Source organism: Paenibacillus sp. CECT 9249, from assembly GCF_918697855.1.
Lineage (GTDB): Bacteria > Bacillota > Bacilli > Paenibacillales > Paenibacillaceae > MSJ-34.
The window spans coordinates 280,501-302,573 of sequence record NZ_CAKKLI010000001.1 but is presented as its reverse complement, the minus strand read 5'-3'; the positions used below and the strand labels follow the sequence as shown (position 1 = coordinate 302,573).

The following is a 22,073-nucleotide window of genomic DNA, read 5'->3' as shown; positions in this document are numbered from 1 at the left end:
CGGCGAAAAGATTGTAAAAATCGCATACCTCTTCTAAATAATGCTACATGTTTGTTCCGTTAGCCGCCATTTATGATAAAACTACGCTGACTTATTCAAGCGATATGAACAAAGGAGGGCTAACCATTGAACAGGTTCAAACCGATCCGGAAGCTGAAACGCACGGTCGCCTTGACCGCTATAGCGGCAATGCTGGGCGGAACGTTGCTGACGGGATTCATGCAAACGGTTTCGGCGGCTGCGGATCCCGTCTACCGGGACGCCGATGCGCCGGTCGAACGGAGAGTGGCGGATTTGCTGGCAAGGATGTCGCTGCCGGAGAAGATCGGCCAAATGGTTCAGGCGGAACGGAAGTTTACGACAGCGGAAGATGTCAAAACGTACTATATCGGCTCGCTGCTTAGCGGCGGCGGTTCGCTGCCTGAGCCGAATACGCCGCAGGCATGGGCGGATATGGTGGATCAGTATCAAAGAAGCGCCTTGCAGACAAGGCTGGGCATTCCGATCCTGTACGGCGTCGATGCGGTGCACGGGCATAACAATGTCAAAGGGGCGACCATCTTCCCGCATAATATCGGAATCGGGGCGGCGAACGATCCGGCGTTGACGGAAAGAATCGGCGCAGCCACAGCCGAGGAAGTGCGGGCGACCGGGATCCATTGGGCGTTCGCGCCGACGCTTGCCGTTCCGCTCGACGAACGGTGGGGCAGAACGTACGAAGGCTTCGGGGAGACGCCGGAATTGGCCGGCCGTTTAGGCGCCGCTTATGTGAAAGGCTTGCAGGGCGAACCGCAGTCTCCCGGATTTATGAAAGGAACGAAACTGGTCGCCACGATCAAACATTGGGTAGGCGACGGAGCGACGACAGGCGGCGTCGATCAGGGAGATGTCGCGCTGGAGGAAGCCGAGCTGGAGAAGTATATGGAACCGTACAAGGAGGCGATCGCCGCCGGCGCAAGCTCGGTCATGGTGACGCTGAGCAGTTGGAAGGGGCTGAAAACGCACGGGGACAAGTACTTAATTACGGACGTTTTGAAAGGTAAGCTGAATTTTGACGGACTTGTCGTCTCGGATTGGAACGGCGTCAACAATTTGGCCGACCATCACGATTGGGGCGATCCGAACTTGACCGGAGAGCAAAAATATAAGCTGGCTGTCGAGAAAAGCGTCAATGCGGGCATCGACATGTTTATGCTCGAAAGCTGGAAGCCGTTCATTGCGACGCTCACCGGGCTCGTAGGCGAAGGGAAAGTTCCGATGTCGCGCATCGACGATGCCGTCTCCCGTATTTTGCGGGTGAAGTTCGAAGCCGGCGTATTCGAGCATCCTCTTACGGATCGGGAATTGCTAGCTTCCGGTTCGTTCGGTTCCGGGAAGCATCGCGATATCGCGCGCGAAGCGGTGCGCAAATCCGCCGTTTTGCTTAAGAACGAGAAGGTGAACGGCGGCGGGCAGTTGTTGCCGCTGAAGAAAAATCAGCGCATTTTCGTGGCCGGACGGCATGCGAACGATATCGGCTTGCAATCCGGTGGCTGGACGATCGCATGGCAAGGGCAAGAGGGCGATATTACGCCGGGGACGACGATTGTGGAAGGCATCCGCAAAGTCGCGCCCGAAGCGCAAGTGACTTACGATCGCGAGGGCAGGGGCGCGAGCAAGGACAAGCATGATGTGGCGGTTGTCGTGCTCGGCGAGAAGCCGTATGCGGAAATGTTCGGCGACTCCCAGGATTTGCGGCTGACCAAAGACGACATCATTATGCTGCATCGCGTGAAGATGTCCGGCGTGCCGATGGCGGTCGTCATGATCTCCGGGCGCCCGTTGATCGTAGACGAACAAATCGCGGATTGGGACGCTTTCGTGGCGGCTTGGCTGCCGGGCACGGAAGGTGACGGGATCGCCCAAGTGCTGTTCGGCGATTACGATTTTACCGGCAAGCTGCCGATGAGTTGGCCGTGGTATATGGAGCAAATTCCGCTCAATGTCGGCGATGCGAACTACAAACCGCTGTTTGAGTACGGCTTCGGCATGAGCCTGAAAGACGCGCCGAAACCGTTGCCGCCGAAACCGGCGAAGCCGGAGCCGCAATATACGGATGTGCCGGCAAGCGGAACGACGAGAATCGAGGCCGAAAACTATCATGCCGGCGCGGGCGTCGATACGGAAAATACGCAAGATGCCGGCGGCGGTAAAAATGTGGGCTGGATCGACCCGGGCGATTGGATGGAATACCGGATTCGCACGGAGAAGAAAGCGGCTTACCGGATCGATTTCCGGGTAGCCAGCCAGGACGGTTCTCCGGGAGCGATCCGGGCGAAAAGCGGTTCGCGAGCCGCCGCGGCGGACATACCGCGGACGGGCGGATGGCAAAATTGGACGACCGTCTCTGCGGAAATCGTCTTGGACGCCGGACCGCAGACGTTGCGGATTACGGCGGGGAACGGAGGATGGAACTTTAACTGGTTCGAGCTGACGCTTATCGGCGAAGCGGGTCCCGATCCGGGTCCGGAGCCCGATCCGTCCGAACCGCCCGTGGTCGTTCAAGATGCGGTGCAAGTATGGCTGAGCTCGGAGAAGGACCCTTCGGATTACCGTTGGTATTTGCAGCCGCAGGAGAAGGAAAGTGGAATTGCGTACAGGCTGGAGCGGCAAGCGAATCTGAATTTGACCGAACGGGGCGACGCGACCATTCCGACGATTCAAATCGATCCGCGCAAGCAGTACCAGGAAATTTTGGGCATCGGCACTTCCTTGGAAGAATCGACGATTTACAATCTTTCTCTCATGTCTGCGGATAAACGCGATCAAGTGCTGAAAGATTTGCTCGATCGGCAGGATGGGGCGGGCATTAACTTTTTGCGGATCAGTTTCGGTTCGCCGGATTTTACGGCACAGCAATTCTACTCCTATAACGATATGCCGAAAGGCGAAACCGATCCGGCGTTAAGCCGCTTCTCGATACGGAAGGACATCGACAATCATATTATTAGCACGGTGAAGCGGGCGATGGAGATCAATCCGGACGTGAAATTTCTGGCTTCGCCGTGGAGCCCGCCGGGATGGATGAAGACGTCCGACAGCCTGATCGCGGGGAAACTGAAGGACGAATACGTCGACGTACTGGCGGCCTATTATCGCAAAGCCGTGCAAGCCTACGAGGATCAAGGCATTCCGATCTACGCCATGACGATGCAGAACGAGCCGTTGCTGGAAATCGAATACCCGAGTATGGGGATGACGGCGCAGCAGCAAAAGCGGCTTGCGATCGCCTTGAAAAAGGAATTGGAGGAGCACGGATTATCCACGAAATTATGGGCGTTCGACCATAACTTCAGCGACGCGTTCTCCTATATGACGCCGATCCTGAGCGATCAGGCCGGCTACGACGCGATCGACGGCATCGCTTTCCACGATTACAGCGGCGATCCGAAGACGATGACCGATATGCATAACGAGTATCCGGACAAGGACGTCATGCTGTCCGAACGTTCCGTTTGGGGTACGGCGGGGGCCGACCGGATCGCGCAATATTTCCGCAACTGGGCGATTAGCTATAACGCTTGGGTAACGATGCTCGACAAAGCGATCGAGCCGGAGCAATGGGTCGGAACGCCGGATCCGACGATGCTGATTCAGGATACGGCCGACCGGAACCGGTATTGGAAATTGCCGGAGTATTACTTGACGGGACAATTCTCCAAATTCGTGCAGCGGGGAGCGAAACGGATCGAGAGCAATTACGGCTCGCCGAACACGGTGACCAATGTCGCTTTCCTCAACCCTGACGACACGATCGTTGCCGTCGTCATTAATCAGACCTCCGAAGACCAATGGTTCAAGGTTGCAAACGGCGGCGTACAGTTTCAAGCGAAGCTGCCGGCGAAGACGGTCGGCACCTATCTGTGGAAACGGATGAGCGAACCGGTTGCCATACCTGCCCGTATCGAAGCGGAAAATTACGAGAGCGTGTCGGGCGCGGCTGTAAGAGAAGAGAAGCCTGAAGGGCAGCGGCCGATCCAATATATCGGCGAAATCGACGACGGCGATTGGGCCGAATATTTCGTGAACGTGCCGGAAGACGGCGAATACGCGATCGAGTACCGGGTCGCGACGGGAGATTGGGCAGATCAAGCGCGGGCGATTCGGCTGGAGTCCGACGGCCGGCTTGTAAGCAGAATCGAAGTGCCCACCACTTGGTGGTGGAGCAACTGGAGAACAATCAAAGAGCCTGTCGAGTTGAACAAAGGATTGCAAAAACTGCGGTTGAATTTCGAAGGGGGCTCGTTCAATCTTGATTGGTTCCGGCTGGACCGCGTCGCCGAGCCGCTTGCGCTCCCGGGTAAAATCGACGCGGATCGATATTACAAGGCTAGCAACGCCTATATCGAGCCTTCCGCCGAGGGCGGAACCAACGTAGGCGATCTGCGCGACGGCGGCACGCTCGAATACCGTGTGAATGTGGCCGAAGCGGGAACGTATCCGGTTAGTTTCCGGGTCGCGACGGAACAGGAAGGCGCAAGCTTGAAATTGAAGCGCGGCTCGCAAGAGCTTCTTTCCGTTGCCGTCCCGAACACCGGCGGTTGGCAACGATGGGAGACGGTTACGGGCATGGCGACGTTCGAAGCGGGAGAGCAGACGATCGCGATCGAAGTTGGCAAAGGCTTTAATGCAGCTTGGTTCGCCGTCGGCAATGCGATCAACGCCACGGGCGATATCGAGGAAGGCAGCGAGGACGGCAAGCAAATTCGCGTTGAATTGATCAACAACAGTTTCGCGCAACTTGGCGTATCCGAATGGATTGTAGGGAACTTGCCGCTCGGAGTGCAGGCCGGAGATGCCGAAATCGGCGAAGACGGCGGAAGCGCGACGATTCCGCTGATCGGCAATACGCTGGAAGCCTACGATTCGGAGCGCCCGGTGAGCGTTACGGCCGTTGTATACGATCTGACGGCGACGGATGCGGTGTACGAACGGCTCACCGATACGTTGTTCTTCAAGGGGAAATACAAGGAAACGTCTCTTCTGGCCGATTGGGACGGCGACAACTTCGATCGTATCGTTCTGGAATTGGATGGAGGAACATTTGTCGAACAAAGAATCGGGGATATCCGTTTGAACGGTTTCGCCATCGACAACGGAACGGCAACCGTGACGGATGTAATCTATGCGGATAACAGGCATGTCCATATCGATTTAAAGTGGAATGCGACGGATATACGCGAAAACTTGCGTTTTCAAGTCGTTGTTCCGACCACGGCCTACTCCGATTCGGAAGGGAAGTCGGAACTGGCCGCGGAACTCATGCGGGAAGGCGACGGAGGCAGCATGCCTTATCATCCCGTACCGGGCAAGATTCGTGCGGATGCGTACGCCCTGATGTCGGGCGTAACGCTTGAGACGGCGGGGAAAGAAGGAACCGTCGTTCGGGTGGCGAAGCGCGGTAATTGGATGGATTATAAGCTGGATGTGCCTGCGGCGGGAGAGTATATGGTCGGCTTCCGCGTCAATAGCGAGAACGGCGCGCCGCAAGGGCTTGAGCTCAGACGCGGGAACGAGGCGATCAAAACGCTCGACATTATGCAGCTATGGGGCAACTGGGTCGTATTAAAAGGCGCCGTTCGTCTGGAAAAAGGCCGGCAAACGCTGCGGCTCTATAACGCGGGCAGCGGAACGTATGACATTAGCTGGCTGAAGTTCGAACCGATACCGGAGCCGCATGTCCTGCCGGGCAAAATCGAAGCGGAAGATTTCCATTCGATTACGCATGGGGCGATTCAGGACGGAGAGAACGGCGTTACGAATCTCGGATTTGTAAATGCGGGAGACATCATTCAATATAAAGTCCAAGCAAGCAGGGCAGGAGAATACGAGGTGCGTTACCGGATCGCCACGCAGCAAAGCAATGCGAAGGCGGTCATGAAATCGGGCGGACAAACGCTCGCAACGACGAACGTGACGAATACCGGCGGTTGGCAGCAATGGCAAACCGTTTCGGATCGCGTACGGCTAAGTGCGGGCGTGCAGACGATCGAAATTGAAATTGCCGGAGACGGATTTAATTTGGACTGGATCGAGTTCGCGTATGACGGAGGAACCGATCCGGGACCGGGCCCAGGTCCGGGGCCTGATCCCGATCCGGGCCAGAAGCCTAGCCAGGGCGGCGGTTCCGCGGGCGGTTCGGGTACGAACGCCAACGAGCCGGGCGCCGCTAAGGACGGAATCATCCGCATTCGCCCGACCCTCGACAGAACAACGGGGAACGCGAAAGGCGCACTGACCGCCAATGCCGTAAGCGAAGCGCTGCGGCAAGCGCGAGCGGATGCGAACGGGGTGAAAACCGTTACGGTCGAGATGGAAAAGACGGCGGGCGCGACGTCCTATACGTTGGAGCTGCCGCAGCAAGCGTTGGCCTCCGGCGATACACGGGCAGACCGCATACGCGTGAACACGGAATTGGGGAGCTTCGTTGTGTCTACGGGGATGCTTGCGGGCAGCGGCCTTGATTCGCCTTCGACGATCGGACTTACGATCGGCAAAGGAATTGTGCCGGATGCGGCAAGCCCCGACACGAAAGGCGCCATCGGGAACAGACCTGTCGTGACATGGCAAGTAACCGCAGACGGCCTGGCGCTGGATTGGAATAACCCGCAGGCGCCGGCAACGATTACGATTCCGTACAAGCTGAAAGCGGATGAACGCAATCATACGGAATATTTGAAGATCTGGCTGCTCGACGAGCAAGGCAAGGTTGCCGCCGTTTTGGACGGAACCTATGACGCCGAACTCGGAGACATCACGTTCCAAGCGGCGCAAAAAGGCACTTACGCGGTAGCTTTCGTGTATGAATCTCCCGTTTCATTCGACGATATCGACGCTTACCCTTGGGCGAAGGAAGCGATTGAACAACTCGCCGCGAAAGGCGTCCTGAAGGGTACCGGCGACCGCAAATTCGCGCCGGGAGCGGATATTACCAGAGCGGATTTCATCGTTATGCTGGTGCGGGCGTTCGGTTTCAAGGCCGAAACGGACACTAATTTCGCCGACGCGGACCGTTCGAAATATTATTACGACGACCTCGCCGTTGCGAAAGCGCTTGGCATTGCCAAAGGAACGGGAGACGAGTTCCGCCCGGCCGCGAAAATAACGCGGCAAGATATGATGACGCTCGCGGCAAGAGCGTTGGAAGTAGCGGGCAAATTGCAACGGGAAAAGACGGAACCGGGTCCGAGCGGCTTTGCGGATTACGAGCAAGTAGCTTCCTATGCGCGGCAGAGCGTTTCGATTCTGGCTCATAAAGGAATTGTGCAAGGGGACGGAAACCGCATCAAACCTATGGCTAACGCGACGAGAGCCGAAGTGGCCGTTATCTTGTACCGAATGATGCAGCTTATGTAACATAAAGGCCGCCCGCAGCAACACGCTGCGGGCGGCCTTTTGCCGTTTGAGAAAGCCTGGCGGATAAAGCCTCTTGATCGTGGATTTTTATTTGATAACCGGCTCCTTCTGGCTGTCAGTGGCTGCATAATCCTCGTTATCGAAGTAGGAAGTATCGACGATTCGCGCATAAATATAAGGATTCAACTGCGGGCTTTGCACGTGGATTTTAATTTTTTCCAGACCTTCGACGTTAAAGATGAGCTGTTTCACATCGTCCTCCGGACTGACAGTATGTTTCTCAAGAACCGTATCGGCCGTGTTTCCCGCCGCTTTCCCCGCGTTGTACAGGGTAAAGTCCACTTCATGTTCTCCGGGATCTATGACTGCGGCATCCAAGACGAGGCGCTTATATTTGCGGTCAAGAGTAAAATAAATATCCCCGTATTGATCGATCTTCAGCACTTCTTGAAACTTCTTTCCTTTTATTTTCGTTTCCTTCGGATCTTTCGATTGGGTCACATAAATATTGTCGATTTCCATCGGCATGGCGAATATCGGCATTTTTTCACCCGGCGTTTCGCCAATGTAGATGGTTTGCGTTCCGGCATCGTATTCGATCGCGACTTTTAACGCTTCGGCTACGGCGCGGATCGGCAAATAGTTACTGCCGTTGTAATATAGCGGAGTCAGCGGTTCGCCGGATTCATTCTTAGGCTGCCATCGTTCCCCCTCCAACACAAACGATACGCCCCGGTTGAAAAACGCATTGACCGGCTCCAGATTGGCCGCCGCATAGGCGGACCCGAGGGAACTGACCGCTAGAACCGCTGCAAGCAAAGCAACCCTCACCCATTTGTTTAGCTTTATCTGCTTCTTCAATCTTGTTCATCCTTCCTAAGTGTAATGAAAACCGATATATTAATTTTAAGAAGGAGAGCGTTTCAAAAACGCTTCAAAATCAAGATGTTAGCCTCATGAAAATGTACAGGAATTTGCGCTTCAATATGGAAATCAATGAGTGTCAAGATCACGATCGGTTTAAGGAATGGGGGGATCGTATTGGAAGGTTGCAGTTTTCAGCTTTTAGGGGGTATGAACGTCGCCTTTGACGGCGTGACGGCCGCAGCGGCGATTCCGGGCAGAAAAATGAGGCTGTTGTTGGCGTACTTGGCTCTCGCCTATGACATTCCGCAAGGCAGGAAAAAAACCGCTTTTGATTTCTGGCCGGATTCAACCGAGAAACAAGCCCTTTCCAACTTGCGGAAACTGCTTCACGATCTGCGGGAATGTCTTCCGCAATTGGACCGGTACCTGATTGCGACCCCCACTTACATTCAGTGGAATAAGGAACTTTCTTTCTATTCGGATGTGCGGGAGTTTGAACAGGCGGCGCAAGGTCACACCCTTTACGAATTGCGAAAAGCGGAGGAATTGTACAAGGGGGAACTGCTGCCCGGTTTTTACGAGGAATGGCTCGAAGCGAAGCGCGGCCAGCTTGCGCAAATGTACGGAAACGTGTTGGCGAAGCTTATTCCGATTTTGGAAAGCCGGCGGGAATATGTGTCGGCGATCGTACTGGCCGATAAGCTGCTGATTCACAACAAGTTAAAGGAGGAAACCTATCGTATCCTAATGCGTCTGTATGCCTTGAATCAAGACAGGGCAGGCGTTATGAAGACTTACCGGGAGCTTTGCAACGTATTGCAAACCGAACTCGGGGTCGAACCGGCGGAGGAAACGATGAACCTGTTGGAACGACTCATGCGTAATGACGGCAATCGTTCGGACGCTGCATACAAGCCGACGCCGCTCATCGGCAGAATCGACGAATGGGAGCGACTGGTCGGCGCTTGGAAGGGAGCAACGGCACAGGGAAGCGTTCTGCTGCTGATGAAGGGGGAGGCGGGAATCGGCAAAACAAGATTGGCTCAGGAGTTCAAAGCGAACATGGAACGGAGAGGGGGACGTACCGCATTTGCCGGCTGTTTTCCTTCGATCAGATCGCTGTCCTACGTTCCGGTTGCGGCATGGCTTAGAAGCTTTCCCATGACGCAACTTGCTCCGGCGGTTCTGTCGGAACTTGCCCGTTTGCTGCCGGAACTGTACGAACGCCACCCCGATTTGCCGATGCCGAATCCCATTAAGGAGAATTGGCAGTTGAACCGATGGTATGAGGCGATCGAACGGGCGCTGCAGGATAAGCAACCGCTGCTGCTTATCCTTGACGATCTTCAATGGAGCGATGCGGAAACGTTGCAGCTTCTCTCCTACCTTCTCCGCAGCGATTCCGGAACGAAGCTGCTAGTGATCGCGACGATGCGAACGGACGAGAGTCCGGGTCAGGCGGTCGAACATTTCCTCGCCGGGCTGCGAATCGAACGGAAGCTGACCGAAATCGAGCTTGCTCCGCTGAACGAGGAAGACACGAAGCGGTTGATCGCCGAGACCGTCGGCGAGGATCCGGCGGACCGTCATGGGCCCGTTATATACGCGCAAACCGGCGGCAACCCGCTCTTCATTGCGGAAATGTTAAGCGAATGGCAAGCGGTTGGGGGGAAGAGCGAATTTCGGCTTTCGTCTACGGCCAGAACCGTCATCGAAAACCGCTTAGCCAGGCTTTCGCCGGACCAGCGGCGGCTTGCCTCCGCAATCGCCGCCGTCGGCCGGCCCGTATCGGCTGCGCTGCTGCCGCTGTTGACGGACATGGAAGAAGATGCGATTCTCGATAGCATCGATCGGTTGACGCAAATGAAAATTTTGCAGGAGGCAGCCGGCGGCCTGTACGAATTCACCCATGATATTCTAAGGGAAAACGTGTACCGGGCGGACGAGAAAAACAGGCGCCGCATACGCCATCGGCAAATCGCAAGCGGCCTGCTCGAGTTTCACCAAGGAAAGACGGAAGCCGTCGCGGCGGAAATCGCTTTTCACTACGAGCTTGCCGGCATGCAAGAGGAGGCCGTCGTTTATTACGAGATGGCCGCATCGGCAGCGGAGAAAATATACGCCAACGAAACAAGGATCAAGTATTATCGGAAGCTCCGCACTTTGCTGCCTACGGACCGAATATTGCCCGTCCTGATGAAACTGGGCGATGCGTTAATCATTGCGGGCAATTGGAGCGAAGCGGAGACAACGTACAGACAATGGCTCGAACGTTCCGATCACTCCGTCTCGATCCGTGAACGATCGCTATGCGATGTTGCGCTGGGCAATTGTTTGCGATTGCAGGCCAAATACGAAGAAGCGAAATTTTATTTGGAAAGAGCCTTGCGCTGTTTTGAACTGATCGACGATCATTCGGGACTGAGTTCCGTCTATGTAACGCTCGGGATATTGGATTACTATTTAGGAAATTACGACAAGGTGCTCGATTATCAGGTGAAAAGAGCGGAATTGCCGCCTGTTGCAAATCGGTCCCAGGAGGATTGCCGATTTTTCGGTATTATAGGGCATGTATTTTATGATCAATGCGAATATGAGCAAGCGATTCATTGGATCAAGAAGCAGATCGGGCTCGCCGCGGAGAGCGGGGATCATTATACAATCGAGCAAGCCATGGGCGTATTGGCGATGATCTATATGGACATCGATGAAATGGATCTTGCTTTCGGCTTTCTTGCAGACAAAATGGCAATTAGCCGATCGATCGGGGACCGCATGGGGTTCGCCATCGCCCTTTGTATGCTTGGCAAGTATTATTGGTATCTCGGGCACTATGAGCATGCGTCTCCTTGCCTCGCTTTCTGTCTCGAGGAAGCGGTCGCGGTCAAGGATTTGCGAATCGCGGCTATCGCGCTCAGTTTTGAAGGGCGCAACCTCCTGGCTCAGCAAAGGTTGGAGGAGGCCGATCTTCTGCTCGGGCGCTCGGTTCGTTTGTTTCGACAATTGCGCACCCCTTATTTTGCGTGCGAAGCGCTTTATTTCATGTGTATATTGAGGCAGCGTCAGAATCAATATGAGAGCGCCGTAGAGGCAGCGGAAGAAGCGTTGGCGATCGCCGACCGTCTCGAACGCAGAGACATGCAGGTCAGGCTTCGTGTGCAGTTATGCGATTTGGAGACGGGGATCGGAAGGTTGAGTCCGGACGAAGCGAAGAATCGGCTGGAACGGCTGTTGGACCAATACCCGGGTGGGCGGGAACAGGCTGCCGTCCGCTTCGCGGCGTGGAAGTTGGAACCCGAAGCTGCCGGGCAGCGGGCGGATGCGCTCCGGTTAAACGAAGAGCTTTACCGGAAGTCGGCCAAGCAGGAATACCTCGACCGATGCCGCGAGCTTGGCGGTCCGGGCGTTGCGGCCGCGGCGCGCCCGATGCCGCAGCTTGCGGCGGAGGCCGCGCGGAACAAAAGGATCGCCGCAAACGTTCTGGCGGAACTCGATCGATTGCTTGAAACCGAATTTTAAAATAACGACAACTGTAAAAAATATTTGCGCCAGCTATTGACGTCTAATTTTGACAAGTGTAAAATATAAAAAAGACAATTGTCTAAAAAGGAGTGTATGCGCATGAAAAATATAAAAAAGCTGCCCGATGCCGAATTTGAAATTATGCGGGTGGTCTGGGCGAACGAGCCGCCGATCACGACCGCAATGATTATGGAGCAAATCGGGAACGAACGGAAGTGGAAAGCTCCGACCGTCATTTCCCTGATGCTGCGTTTGGTGGAGCGAGGCTTTTTGCAAACGGAAAAGGAAGGGAAAGAACGAACTTATTATCCGCTGATTCGCAAAGAGGATTACCTTGCGTTGGAAACGGAGCATTTTATGAAGCAATATCACGAAAATTCGTTTTTAAGTTTCGTCAATACGTTGTATAACGGCAAACGGCTGACAGACCAAGAATTGGACGATCTGTTGAAATGGGCCAAAGAACGGAGGGAGTAACCGTTGCGGGAATTTATGATTGCATTGCTTGAGAGTTCGATTACGATGTCCGCGATTGCGCTCCTATACATCGCGATTACGCCTTGGCTGGCCAAGAAGTTCTCGGCCAAGGGACGTTACTATACATGGTTGGTCATTATCGTCGGATTTATTATTCCGTTCCGATTGCATCCGCAAGCTGCGGTTATCCGCCTTGATACGCTCATACCCGCTATGAAGACGACGAATGCCGCGCTGGACCAGGCGGTTTCTCACACGGCTGCGACTTCGCCGAATTTTCCGTGGTATATGCTTGCCGGCGGCATATGGCTTGCGGGAGCGATCGTTTTTCTGGCTTGTCACGCCATTCGGCACAGACGTTTTCTGAAAATGGTGAGACGTTGGGGCGCCCCCGTTTCCGATCGGGAAACGCTGGGCGTATTGCATGAGGTGCAAGCGAAGTTGGGGGTAACGCAGCAAGTCCGATTACGCGCTTGTCCCGGCATTTCCAGTCCCATGCTGCTCGGCTTTGTCCGCCCAACCGTATTGCTTCCGTCAGACTCTATTTCCATAGACGGGCTTTCGCTCATATTAAAACACGAATTGGTACATTGGAAACGCAAGGATGTATGGTTCAAAACCATTGTGTTGTTGGCCGCCTCTCTGCATTGGTTCAATCCGCTCGTCTACCGTATCGCCCGGGAGATCGCGCTTCAATGCGAGCTTGCGTGCGATGAGGAAGTAATCAAGCATTCCGATTTGACGAAGCGGCAACAGTATGTCGAAGCCATTATTGGTGTGATGAGACAACGATCTAGGGGAAAAAGCGCCTTTTCCACCAGTTTTTCCGACAGCAAGCTAAGCATGAAGCAAAGGGTGCTCTCGATTATGGATACCCGAAGCAAGAAATGGGGAATTTCCCTATTGGCCGTCATCGTAGTGGCTACGGTAGGCACCGGGGTCGTGTTGCAGCTAAGCCCTGCGCCGTCTGAAACCGCAACGCCGGAACAGACATGGCCCATGACGACGGTCGATGGGGCGGAAAGGGAAACAAACGATTCGTTAGACGATTCCGCAACCCCGGCGGACACGGCGGAAGACAAGCAGAGCGGGGACGGCATGGAATCCGGCATCCGGGAAGGCAGCGATGCCGTTGAAGACGATACGACGCGATTACAGGCGGTCGACCCGAAGGAGAGTAAGGGAGAACCAGCGCCGAGCGCTTCCGATGACATCTTTACACTTGTGCAGGATTCCGAGCAGAATTCTTCCGTTTCGGCATCTCCGGAAGCCAAGCGGGAGGAGAATAAGCCGACGCTTAGGTTGTTTGACGGTCCCGGCGATTCCCGCCGATAACAGGTAGAAAAACAAGAATAGGGAGTGGAACATTGTGAACAAGGAAAGGGGATATAGACTTCTATTCTTTCTGGCCATTATTGCGATATTAGCGGCGGGGTGTTCCCCCAAGAATATCGAGCCTGACGAAACTGACGCTTCCGTCGAACCGGCTGGGAACCCGTTCGAGGCGAACGAACCCAATAGCCAGATAATGAACAGTATAGGTCATGGGTTGGCCGACCCTCCGCTAGACGAACAGGGGAGGAGACTCCCCTTGCAATATCATGGGGGCGAATTGAAAATCGATTATAAAGTGCATGCTTCCGGAAACGCCAAAAATGTCGGTTTTCTCGTATTTGTTGACGGAAAACCGCAGCCTTACAAGTTTAATACGAGCGACGCTCCTTACGAGTACATGCATGTTTTTGATCTGCAGGGGGAGGATCAGGACACGCTGTTCACCTTCGTGTTTACCCCGGTCACAGGCAAGAAGGGGGATACCCTTCCCGTCAGTATCGCCAGCGTATACAACCCGGAGTTTATGCCGGATATGAAGGAAACGGCTTCCTACGGAGGCTTTCATACGACGCTTGGGATGGAAGGATTGCTGCACTTTAACGAGGACGCCGATGCGCTCGATGCTTCCTCCATTCCGCGGCAAGAGGCGTTACGCGATGTCCGGCTGTCAAGCGAACCGGTGACGCAGGATTTGCTGGAGAAGAGAAGCGGGTTTGGAACGGTCGATCTTGAGTCGCTGGATACAAATGTGTACAGTGAACTGCAACTAGACGGCGCTGAGCGGCAAGACCATTATCAGGTCGGGAAAAAAGGCGCTCTTCACGTGACCTTCAAACTGTTCGGCCATCCCGGGGTGCGTTACAGGAATACGTTTTACATCAACCATCAAGCCATCAGCGCCAAGGACGGCACATTCTTCGAAACGATGTTGACCAAAGGCGATGTGGCGGTGTTCAATGCCGAGATTGAACTGGAGAAATTGGAGGACTTCAACACGTTTTATGTAGTTTCGGTTCCCGTGAATGCGGATGATTTCCCCGATGATGTTGTCGTATTGGAAAAGACCGCGTCTATTTTATTATATCGATGATTGGAGAAAAAAGTTAAAATGAACAGAAAACGGTTGTTAATGATATTGGCCTTGTTCGTAATTTTAACCGCAGGATGTACGCCGGTGAAAGCCGTATCCGGCCCTGCCGCAACAAACGCCTCGTCAAACGGCGAGAACGAAGTGATTCCGGTATCCGCATCCGGTTCGACCGCGCCGCCCGTCGCCGCAAATATAAAATTGGATAAAATTAAAGGCGATATCAAGAACGTCTATTACGCCGATGGGAGTCAGGTTCTCATCTTGGCGGACAAATTGTACTTATATGACTTGAGTAGCGGTACCGTAGCGGCAGAAACTTCGCTGCAAGCATCCGATGGAATTCTATTCCACACGGTGAAAAACGGATTCGTCGCGGTCGGGTCCAAGATCAATACCGGCAACGGCAGCGGCGGTTTGATGGCGATAGACACCGGGATGGAGTACAGCGCCGTCTTCTACGACCGCAAGCTAAATAAACAATCGGAGTTTCGCTTTGGCGAATTGCTGAAGGACAATGAGGATATTCTGTCCCTGGAGGCGATTGCGATTTCCGCCGATGGTACGCAAGCGGCTTATGCCACGCTGAACGGACTTTATCTCTACGATTTCTTAACGAAGCAAAAAACAACGGTCGTGGATTTGAACGGAGAAGATCTGAAAGCTCGTTCCGGCGTCGCTGTTTTCGAACAGATCGGGTTCGCGGGCGATGACAAGACCCTTGCTTTTAAGGCGCAAAGCTTCGATATTCCCGCCGTACCCGACAAGCCCTCCTTCGATACTTGCGGGACGGTGAATACGGACGGCAGCGGCCTGTCGAACCGAACGTTCGACAACTATACATGCAAGGAACTAACGGCTTATAACAAACAACTGATCTTGGCGGAGGATTTTACGATTCCGTCGGGGAGAGTGCTGGTCATGGACATCCCCGGAGGCAAGACGAAAATGCACAAGCTGACCGAGAAACGGGAAAGCGGGTTTGTCTCGGGCTCCGACTCGGGCCGTTATTTCGCAACTACCGTTTCCGACAAAACAGGTTGGAAAATTCGGGTATACGAGACCGGCAGCGGCAAACTGCAAGCGGAGCAACGCATATCGGGCGACGGAGAGGAACTGTATATGGCCAACCACCCGATTGTAAAAATCATTGATAAGACGAAGACCTATATCGTACTGGTGGGAGCGAAACAAGCCGAGATCAAGACGAAGGTCGAGGTTGGCCGGTTTTAAAAGGTGGGACGGTTCATGAAAGTTACGTTTCAAGGCATTTCCAAGCAATACAAAGGAAAATATGCGCTGCAAGATTTCTCCGCAGAGTTGGAGAACGGGATATACGGACTCCTGGGGACGAATGGGGCGGGCAAAACGACGCTGATCAATATTTTCGTCGGTATTCTGCGAAGCGATCAAGGACAAGTTTTGATCAACGGCACGGATGCAAGGAGCATGGGCGTTCGTTTTCTATCCCATATCGGATACTTGCCGCAATATCCGCAATTTTACAAGAACTTCGAAGTCATGGATTTCCTGAGATATATGTGCGTCCTGAAGGAGATCCCGAAATTGCAAGGGGACAGAAGAGCGAAGGAACTGTTGGAGATTGTCAACTTGAGCGACGCCGCCGGCAAGAAAATCGGAGCCTTGTCCGGCGGGATGCGCCAGCGCGTCGGCATTGCGCAAGCGATGCTGAACGATCCCGACATCCTCATTCTGGACGAACCGACAGCGGGACTCGACCCGCAAGAGAGAATCCGCTTCCGCAATCTGATTACCAAGTTTTCCGACAACCGCATTGTCCTGTTGGCTACGCACATTGTTTCGGATATCGAATTTATCGCCAACCAGGTCATTCTGCTGAAAGACGGACGGCTTATCAAGCAGGATACGCCGCAAGCGCTCGTGGACGGTTTGGAGGGAAAGGTATGGACGGTCAAGGCGACGGACGAAACGATGAACGAGAAGGTGCAGCGGCTCAAAATCAGCAATATGATGCGGGATCGGAACGACATTCATTTGCGGGTGGTCGATGACGACAAACCGGACGACCATGCCGCGAACGTACAGGCTAATCTGGAGGACGTGTTCCTCTACTATTTCGGAGCGGGCGAGCCATGGTAAGATTAATCGGCTTCGAATGGCGCAAGCATTTTCTGAAAACGTCCGTCATCGTGGCGGTGCTTCTTTTCTCTGTTCTGAACGTCGTGAAAATATACAGCGTGTATGAGGGGAACTCGCTGCTCGCATACCCGCATTGGAAAGAACTATATTGGAAAATGTACGGGGATTTCGGCGGCCCTATGACCGATGAAAAAATCGGGAAGCTCATGGCGATCTATCGGCCGCTTGAACAACAGACAGCCGATCGTACGGCAAGCACGACTTATCGCAATGCGAATACTTACCTGACTAATGTTTATGAGGATTTCTATTTCTTCGATTGGAATTATGTGAATCCGATGAAGTATGCCTACGATTACAAGGCGTATGCGCGCGACGTGGCGGGAGCGGCGAAGGATAATATGGATTTCTATCGATCGCTAGGCAATTCCTATGAATATCACAAGAACGAGGCGATCGCAAAGCTTTTCCAGGGACGGTCAGTTGCGAGCTTCTCGTATACGGAGATGTACAAATATTATGTTCAGTACGACTTCTCGGCGTTGCTGGTCCTGTTCATTTGTCTATACGGTCTCATGCATGTATTTCTGTCCGAGAAAGAAACGGAAATGGACACATTGCTGCTAACCGCGACGGCAGGCGGCTTGAAAACGATCTGGGCCAAGCTCTTTGCCTCCGCCCTGTTCGTATGCGGCGTCTCGTTCTGGTTTTGGCTGCTTGATTTCGCGGCATTTTCCGCCATATTCGGCTTCTGGGACGCCGCTTCCTCGCCTTTATACGTTCTGGAAGACTTCATTCACGCTTCGCTCAACGCAAGTCTGGGACAATACGCCCTGTTGTCCGCACTGGCGAAAACGGCGGGGATGCTCGTATTCGGCCTGGCGTTTCTGTTGCTGTCCTGCCTGTTCCGAAATGCCTTGATCCCATTCATCATCGGCCTATTTGCCGCGTTCGGGAGCATTTATCTGGAGGAGTCTTTCATGGGCTCAGGGCGCGTGCTGTTCAAAATCGTCAACCCGTTCGCGCTGATTGTCAATCGGGAATTGTTTCGCAAAGCGGAGTTCCTTCCTCTGTGGGACCATCCCTTGCCGGGCTATATCGCCGCTTTCCTGTTCGCGGCCGCCTGGGGAGCGGTATTTCTATGCGGCATTTTGCTCTTCGTGAGGAAGAATGCGCTTGCGAAAGGGGGAGAGAAGCGTGGCGTCCTGGATCTATGAGATGAAAAAGATGTTTTTCCTTCAGAAGGGCTTGTTATTCATCGGCCTGTTTTACGTCTTGAGCTTGGCGTACATGGTGCTTTTCGACAAGCCCGCGAACCCGGAAATCGAGATGAATGCTTCGCTCTATTCGTTCTATTTGCATCAAGTTCAAGGTCCGTACACGGACAAGACAGAGCGATTTTTTGCGAGCGAAGCCGCGAAGATTTCCGATGCCAAGGTTGCTCTGCAAAAAGCGACGGACGATTACTACGACGGGAAAATAGGGGAAGAGGAATTCCTCGCCGCGTCCGGGCCGCTCGAGCGCATTCTGGAAAACGAAAAAGGCTTTCAATTGATTTATGAGCAATATACCTATGTCCGCGAGAATCCGGCCAACCGCTTTTTTTTGCATACGAACGGCTGGGACGGGTTGCTAGCGAATGACAGTTTGGACTTCCTATGGCTGTTGTTGCTGCTTCTTCTGGTAGCTCCGGTGTTTTGCTTCGAGTATGAAAGCAGGATGGACACCCTCCTCCTTACCGTTAAGAAAGGGACGCGGCATCACGCGCTTTGCAAGATCGGCCTGGCGCTGCTGACGGTCGCCGCGCTGTGCCTGTTGACGGCCGGTTTGCGGTACGGCTTCTATCAGTGGAAGTATGGCTTGGGCAATGGCAATTACCCGCTGCAATCCCTGTCTTACTTCGGGACGTCCACGAAAGAAATGACGTTGTCTCAAGCTTTTCTTTGGATAACGACGGGCAAGCTGTTCGGCAGCTTATGTTTTGCCGTGCTGATTCTGTTTGTTTCGGTATGTTTGCAGAAGTATGCCGTTACCCTGTTTTCCTGCTCGGCGGCGCTCCTGCTCCCCTATTACGGGCTGCGTCTGGAATCCTCGAAATATTTTCTGCCGGGGCCGCTCGGGTTTATGGTATCGACCGGCTTTTTGAGAGGGGACGAGTATAAGCGCAATCCGTTCAAGGATGAGTTGGATGTCGTCTTTCGGGAACTCTCCTTAACCGCATGGAGCGTCGTGTTTGCGATTACGCTCGGTCTCAGCGTCGCCATGCTCGCCGTAATTTTGATCCGGCGTACAAACGGCTGGGGCGCACGGCAACGAAAGCTCGGGCCGAGAGCGTTTTGCATGCTGCTCATCCTTAGTATGGCGGCGTTCGCGCTTTCCGGCTGCGGGTTTTCCGGGAACGCGGGGACAAGCGATATTTACAATTATTCCTCCAGACAGTCCTTCGAGAATGAGCGTTATCGATTCTATGTGGACGAGCGGGAACTGGACCGTATGCGGATTGTCTTCGAGGATAAAGAAACCGGAGAAGTACGCGATTTCGTGCGAAACCCCATGTCTTCCCTCACCAAGGCGGAGCACTCGATTTACGGGAATGGTACGCGTGTCTACTATATGAAATACGATTCCGACAAATCGGGATTCAAAGAAAATATTGCCCGATTTTCCGTGATCGAAGTGGATACGACGACTTTTCAGGAAAGGATCGTGTTCGAAAAGAAGTTAAGTACGGATAAGAGCATGGTTTTAGGGCTGGTGAAATCGGGAGATCGCGATGCGGCCTTTTTTATGACCGTCAGTTCCTTCTTCCTGGATGAACGGAGCATCTACTTCGTCGGCCAGGGCGAGATCAGGCGAATCGACCGGTTGACCGGGGACATGAGTGTCATTCTTCGAATTCCGGTATTAAGGAGCCTCGCGTTCGACGGCCGGACGATCTATTATGTCAACGAGAAGTCCCAGGTGGTTGCGTATGACACAAAGACGGATTCCGGGACGGCGATTCCCGATCTGGTCACTCGCTACTTTGTTTTGACCGATAACGAGCTGCTTTTTTTGAATCGGAAGGACCGGCAAAGAATCTATGCGATGAATTTGCGCGATTTCACATTGCGTAAGATAACGGATAAGTCCGTACTAAGCTTTGCTTGCGACGGTCAACATATTTTCTATGTTAATGAGGCGGATCTTAAAAAATATCGGATCGATCGGGACGGCCGAAACGAAACGCTTGTGCCGGATTAAATACGATACCGTAACATTGATTTATTGCAGGGGGGTACGAAGGAGGAGGATGCTTTATCGGTTTTCATGAACGTGTTACATTGTTAAGAAAATATGAAGAGAAATGCTATCAAGTTTGTTTTGCATTTCTGCAACAGGAAGCTTTGGCGTTGGAAGCGGCCATGAAGGCGTTGCTGACTTTGTTTCAAGATCGTTCGTTTTTTGAGACGGCTGCGTCCGGTCGGGAATCGATGCTCCGCCGCGTGTCGTTGAAATCTTGTTTGCAAATATTAGGACAGTGCGCGGACACGGGAGCCGTTATTCGCTGCAAAACGTAAATAGTAGCCCTCCGACGAACGGATAACGGAACCAATGTCCGCCGAAACAGCGAATAAGCGGTTATGACGAAAAAATAACGGCCGTACGGTCCGGATAGCCATTTCTCGATACAACGCCATTGCCCACGTTTTCCCTAAGCGGCGAATAGCCGGCTTTGGACGGGCAATAACGCCTGTGCGGTCCGGTTTGCTCTGCACGATGCAGCGCTTTTGCTCAATAAGACCCGTTCTGGGTCTTATTTTGTCAAAAAGGGATTTCCCGCAATAGCGTTTCACCGAGCATCGTCGTTAGCTTGCAAAACCTGCAATTGTAGTCAATTTCATCATTCGCCATCGTTGATGTAACTGGCTTTATTGCGCATAGAGAAGGGGGTACCTGCCTATGTCGAAGGCGATCGCGCGGACCTGCGCTCCTTGTTTGGCACTAACGAAACTAGCAATTCTTATTAGGCTCAAAATGAAGACGTCCCCATTTTAGCGAAACTACGTATCCTTATTCATTGGAAATCGGCGGTTTTACCGCCTTTTTCCCCTCATTAGCACTGGCGTCGCATCGAGAAGTTGATAGCTTCGAAAACCCGCAATTGGAGTCTACTTTATTATTCGCCACCGTTGATGTAGCTGGCTTTATTGCGCGTATAGAAGGATACCTCCCTGCATTTCGAAGGCGATCGCGCGGACCTACGCTCCTTGTTTGGCACTAACGAAACTAGCAATTCTTATTAGGCTCAAAATGAAGACGTCCCCATTTTAGCGAAACTACGTATCCTTATTCATTGGAAATCAGCGGTTTTACCGCCTTTTTCCCCTCATTAGCGTGTTTGAGTTTCGTTAGACATTGCAACAGATGATTTACAGGTTATTAGCGTGTATCAGTTTCGTTACCCCGCTCGGGCGGATCGTCAGCCGCCAGCGGTATGATGAAATTGATTCATTGCGCATCCTTTCACCCGTTTTGATCGGTTGCTGCGGCAAAGCCTGTGACAATACATCTATGCCACGGGGAAACAGCTAACCAATCTGCCTGCCGCAATGTGCCATTCGATGGCCGCATCCGTTAAATCTGAATGCCTTCCCGTTCTTTAAACCGCCGAATCAAAAATTCGCTATGTACATTTGTAATGCCTTTGATCGTTTGCAATTTCCGCAAATACCGTTCGACATGCTCCTGATCGTCCATCAGCGCATGAACGTGCAAATGCGGTCCGCCGCTCATCTGGTATACGCTCGTAATTTCCTCGTCCGCCAGCAGGGTATCCGCTACGGTTTCCAGCAAGCCCCACTGCACTTCGATATTCAAATAAACGGACATGCTTTTGCCGGCCTTGAGCGGATTGACAATGACCGTAAACTTATCGATAATTCCTTGCTCAATCAGGCTGTTTACCCGTTCCCGCACCGCGGCCCTCGTCAAATTGACAAATCTTCCCAGCTCGGCATGGCTTATTCTGCCGTTGTCCAGCAAATGTTCCAGAATCAGGCCGTCTTTCTCGTCCAATTGTTTGAATCGCATTTTCGCGTCTTCCTCTCTTTTTTATTTACAATGTAAAATTAATACTTAAAAATAAAGCTCGTTTGTATGTTAATTATTTTACAATCGTTGTATAATGGAACAGTGATTTGATCCGGTTGCCGGGACGGTTCACTGATTCCAGTGTACAGGCAGACCGGAGAAGAATGCAATCCAACATGAAATTCATTTACGGGAA

General features: G+C 53.1%; 12 protein-coding genes. 10 read left to right on the top strand and 2 right to left on the bottom strand.

Annotated elements, in window-relative coordinates; all coding sequences use genetic code 11:
- The first annotated feature begins 126 nt into the window (after positions 1–126).
- Positions 127–7,395, top strand: a complete 7,269-nt coding sequence (locus tag LQ229_RS01395; RefSeq protein ID WP_230190750.1) for a carbohydrate-binding protein — start codon at positions 127–129, stop codon at positions 7,393–7,395.
- Between the two features lie 87 nt (positions 7,396–7,482).
- Here LQ229_RS01395 and LQ229_RS01390 read toward each other — a convergent pair whose 3' ends face one another.
- Positions 7,483–8,256, bottom strand: a complete 774-nt coding sequence (locus LQ229_RS01390) for a copper amine oxidase N-terminal domain-containing protein (RefSeq protein ID WP_216537257.1) — start codon at positions 8,254–8,256, stop codon at positions 7,483–7,485.
- A 135-nt stretch (positions 8,257–8,391) separates the two neighbouring features.
- Here LQ229_RS01390 and LQ229_RS01385 point away from each other — a divergent pair, with 135 nt between their 5' ends.
- The 9 genes from LQ229_RS01385 (at position 8,392) to LQ229_RS01345 (ending at position 20,364) form a co-directional block, all read left to right on the top strand.
- The gene (locus tag LQ229_RS01385) at positions 8,392–11,781 is read left to right on the top strand and encodes an AAA family ATPase (RefSeq protein WP_230190749.1); all 3,390 of its coding nucleotides are present in this window, start codon (positions 8,392–8,394) and stop codon (positions 11,779–11,781) included.
- Between the two features lie 102 nt (positions 11,782–11,883).
- Positions 11,884–12,261 carry a BlaI/MecI/CopY family transcriptional regulator gene (locus tag LQ229_RS01380; RefSeq protein ID WP_216537259.1) on the top strand — a complete coding sequence of 126 codons (378 nt, stop codon included), beginning with the start codon at positions 11,884–11,886 and terminating at the stop codon, positions 12,259–12,261.
- Positions 12,262–12,276: 15 nt separating this feature from the next.
- Positions 12,277–13,596, top strand: coding sequence for a M56 family metallopeptidase (locus LQ229_RS01375; RefSeq protein WP_230190748.1), 1,320 nt, complete (start codon positions 12,277–12,279; stop codon positions 13,594–13,596).
- Positions 13,597–13,852: 256 nt separating this feature from the next.
- A complete protein-coding gene (locus LQ229_RS01370) occupies positions 13,853–14,686 on the top strand; it encodes a beta-glucanase/beta-glucan synthetase (protein ID WP_230190747.1) in 834 nt (277 codons plus the stop codon).
- Between the two features lie 18 nt (positions 14,687–14,704).
- Positions 14,705–15,916 carry a transcriptional regulator gene (locus LQ229_RS01365; RefSeq protein ID WP_230190746.1) on the top strand — a complete coding sequence of 404 codons (1,212 nt, stop codon included), beginning with the start codon at positions 14,705–14,707 and terminating at the stop codon, positions 15,914–15,916.
- 15 nt (positions 15,917–15,931) lie between these two features.
- Entirely contained in the window at positions 15,932–16,804 is an 873-nt protein-coding gene (locus LQ229_RS01360; RefSeq protein ID WP_216537263.1) for an ABC transporter ATP-binding protein, read from the top strand.
- Complete coding sequence (locus LQ229_RS01355) at positions 16,798–18,021, top strand: ABC transporter permease (protein ID WP_216537264.1); 1,224 nt, start codon at positions 16,798–16,800, stop codon at positions 18,019–18,021. Before LQ229_RS01360 ends, LQ229_RS01355 begins: the two co-directional genes overlap by 7 nt.
- On the top strand, positions 18,002–20,047 hold the full coding sequence (locus LQ229_RS01350; protein ID WP_230190745.1) for a DUF5050 domain-containing protein: 2,046 nt from the start codon (positions 18,002–18,004) through the stop codon (positions 20,045–20,047). The genes LQ229_RS01355 and LQ229_RS01350 overlap by 20 nt, the downstream gene beginning before the upstream one ends.
- Before the next feature lie 80 nt (positions 20,048–20,127).
- Positions 20,128–20,364: a hypothetical protein gene (locus tag LQ229_RS01345; protein ID WP_230190744.1), complete on the top strand. Its 237-nt coding sequence runs from the start codon at positions 20,128–20,130 to the stop codon at positions 20,362–20,364.
- Positions 20,365–21,421: 1,057 nt separating this feature from the next.
- On the opposite strand, the gene LQ229_RS01340 is transcribed toward LQ229_RS01345, so the two are convergent.
- Positions 21,422–21,877 carry an Lrp/AsnC family transcriptional regulator gene (locus tag LQ229_RS01340; protein ID WP_230190743.1) on the bottom strand — a complete coding sequence of 152 codons (456 nt, stop codon included), beginning with the start codon at positions 21,875–21,877 and terminating at the stop codon, positions 21,422–21,424.
- Between the last annotated feature and the right edge of the window lie 196 nt (positions 21,878–22,073).

What these genes read in the sequence shown, in the direction of transcription:
- LQ229_RS01355 (WP_216537264.1), top strand. Translation starts at nt 16,798, where the DNA reads ATGGTAAGATTAATCGGCTTCGAATGGCGCAAGCATTTTCTGAAAACG.
- LQ229_RS01360 (WP_216537263.1), top strand. Translation starts at nt 15,932, where the DNA reads ATGAAAGTTACGTTTCAAGGCATTTCCAAGCAATACAAAGGAAAATAT.
- LQ229_RS01365 (WP_230190746.1), top strand. Translation starts at nt 14,705, where the DNA reads ATGAACAGAAAACGGTTGTTAATGATATTGGCCTTGTTCGTAATTTTA.
- LQ229_RS01340 (WP_230190743.1), bottom strand. Translation starts at nt 21,877, where the DNA reads ATGCGATTCAAACAATTGGACGAGAAAGACGGCCTGATTCTGGAACAT.
- LQ229_RS01385 (WP_230190749.1), top strand. Translation starts at nt 8,392, where the DNA reads ATGAGTGTCAAGATCACGATCGGTTTAAGGAATGGGGGGATCGTATTG.
- LQ229_RS01375 (WP_230190748.1), top strand. Translation starts at nt 12,277, where the DNA reads ATGATTGCATTGCTTGAGAGTTCGATTACGATGTCCGCGATTGCGCTC.
- LQ229_RS01380 (WP_216537259.1), top strand. Translation starts at nt 11,884, where the DNA reads ATGAAAAATATAAAAAAGCTGCCCGATGCCGAATTTGAAATTATGCGG.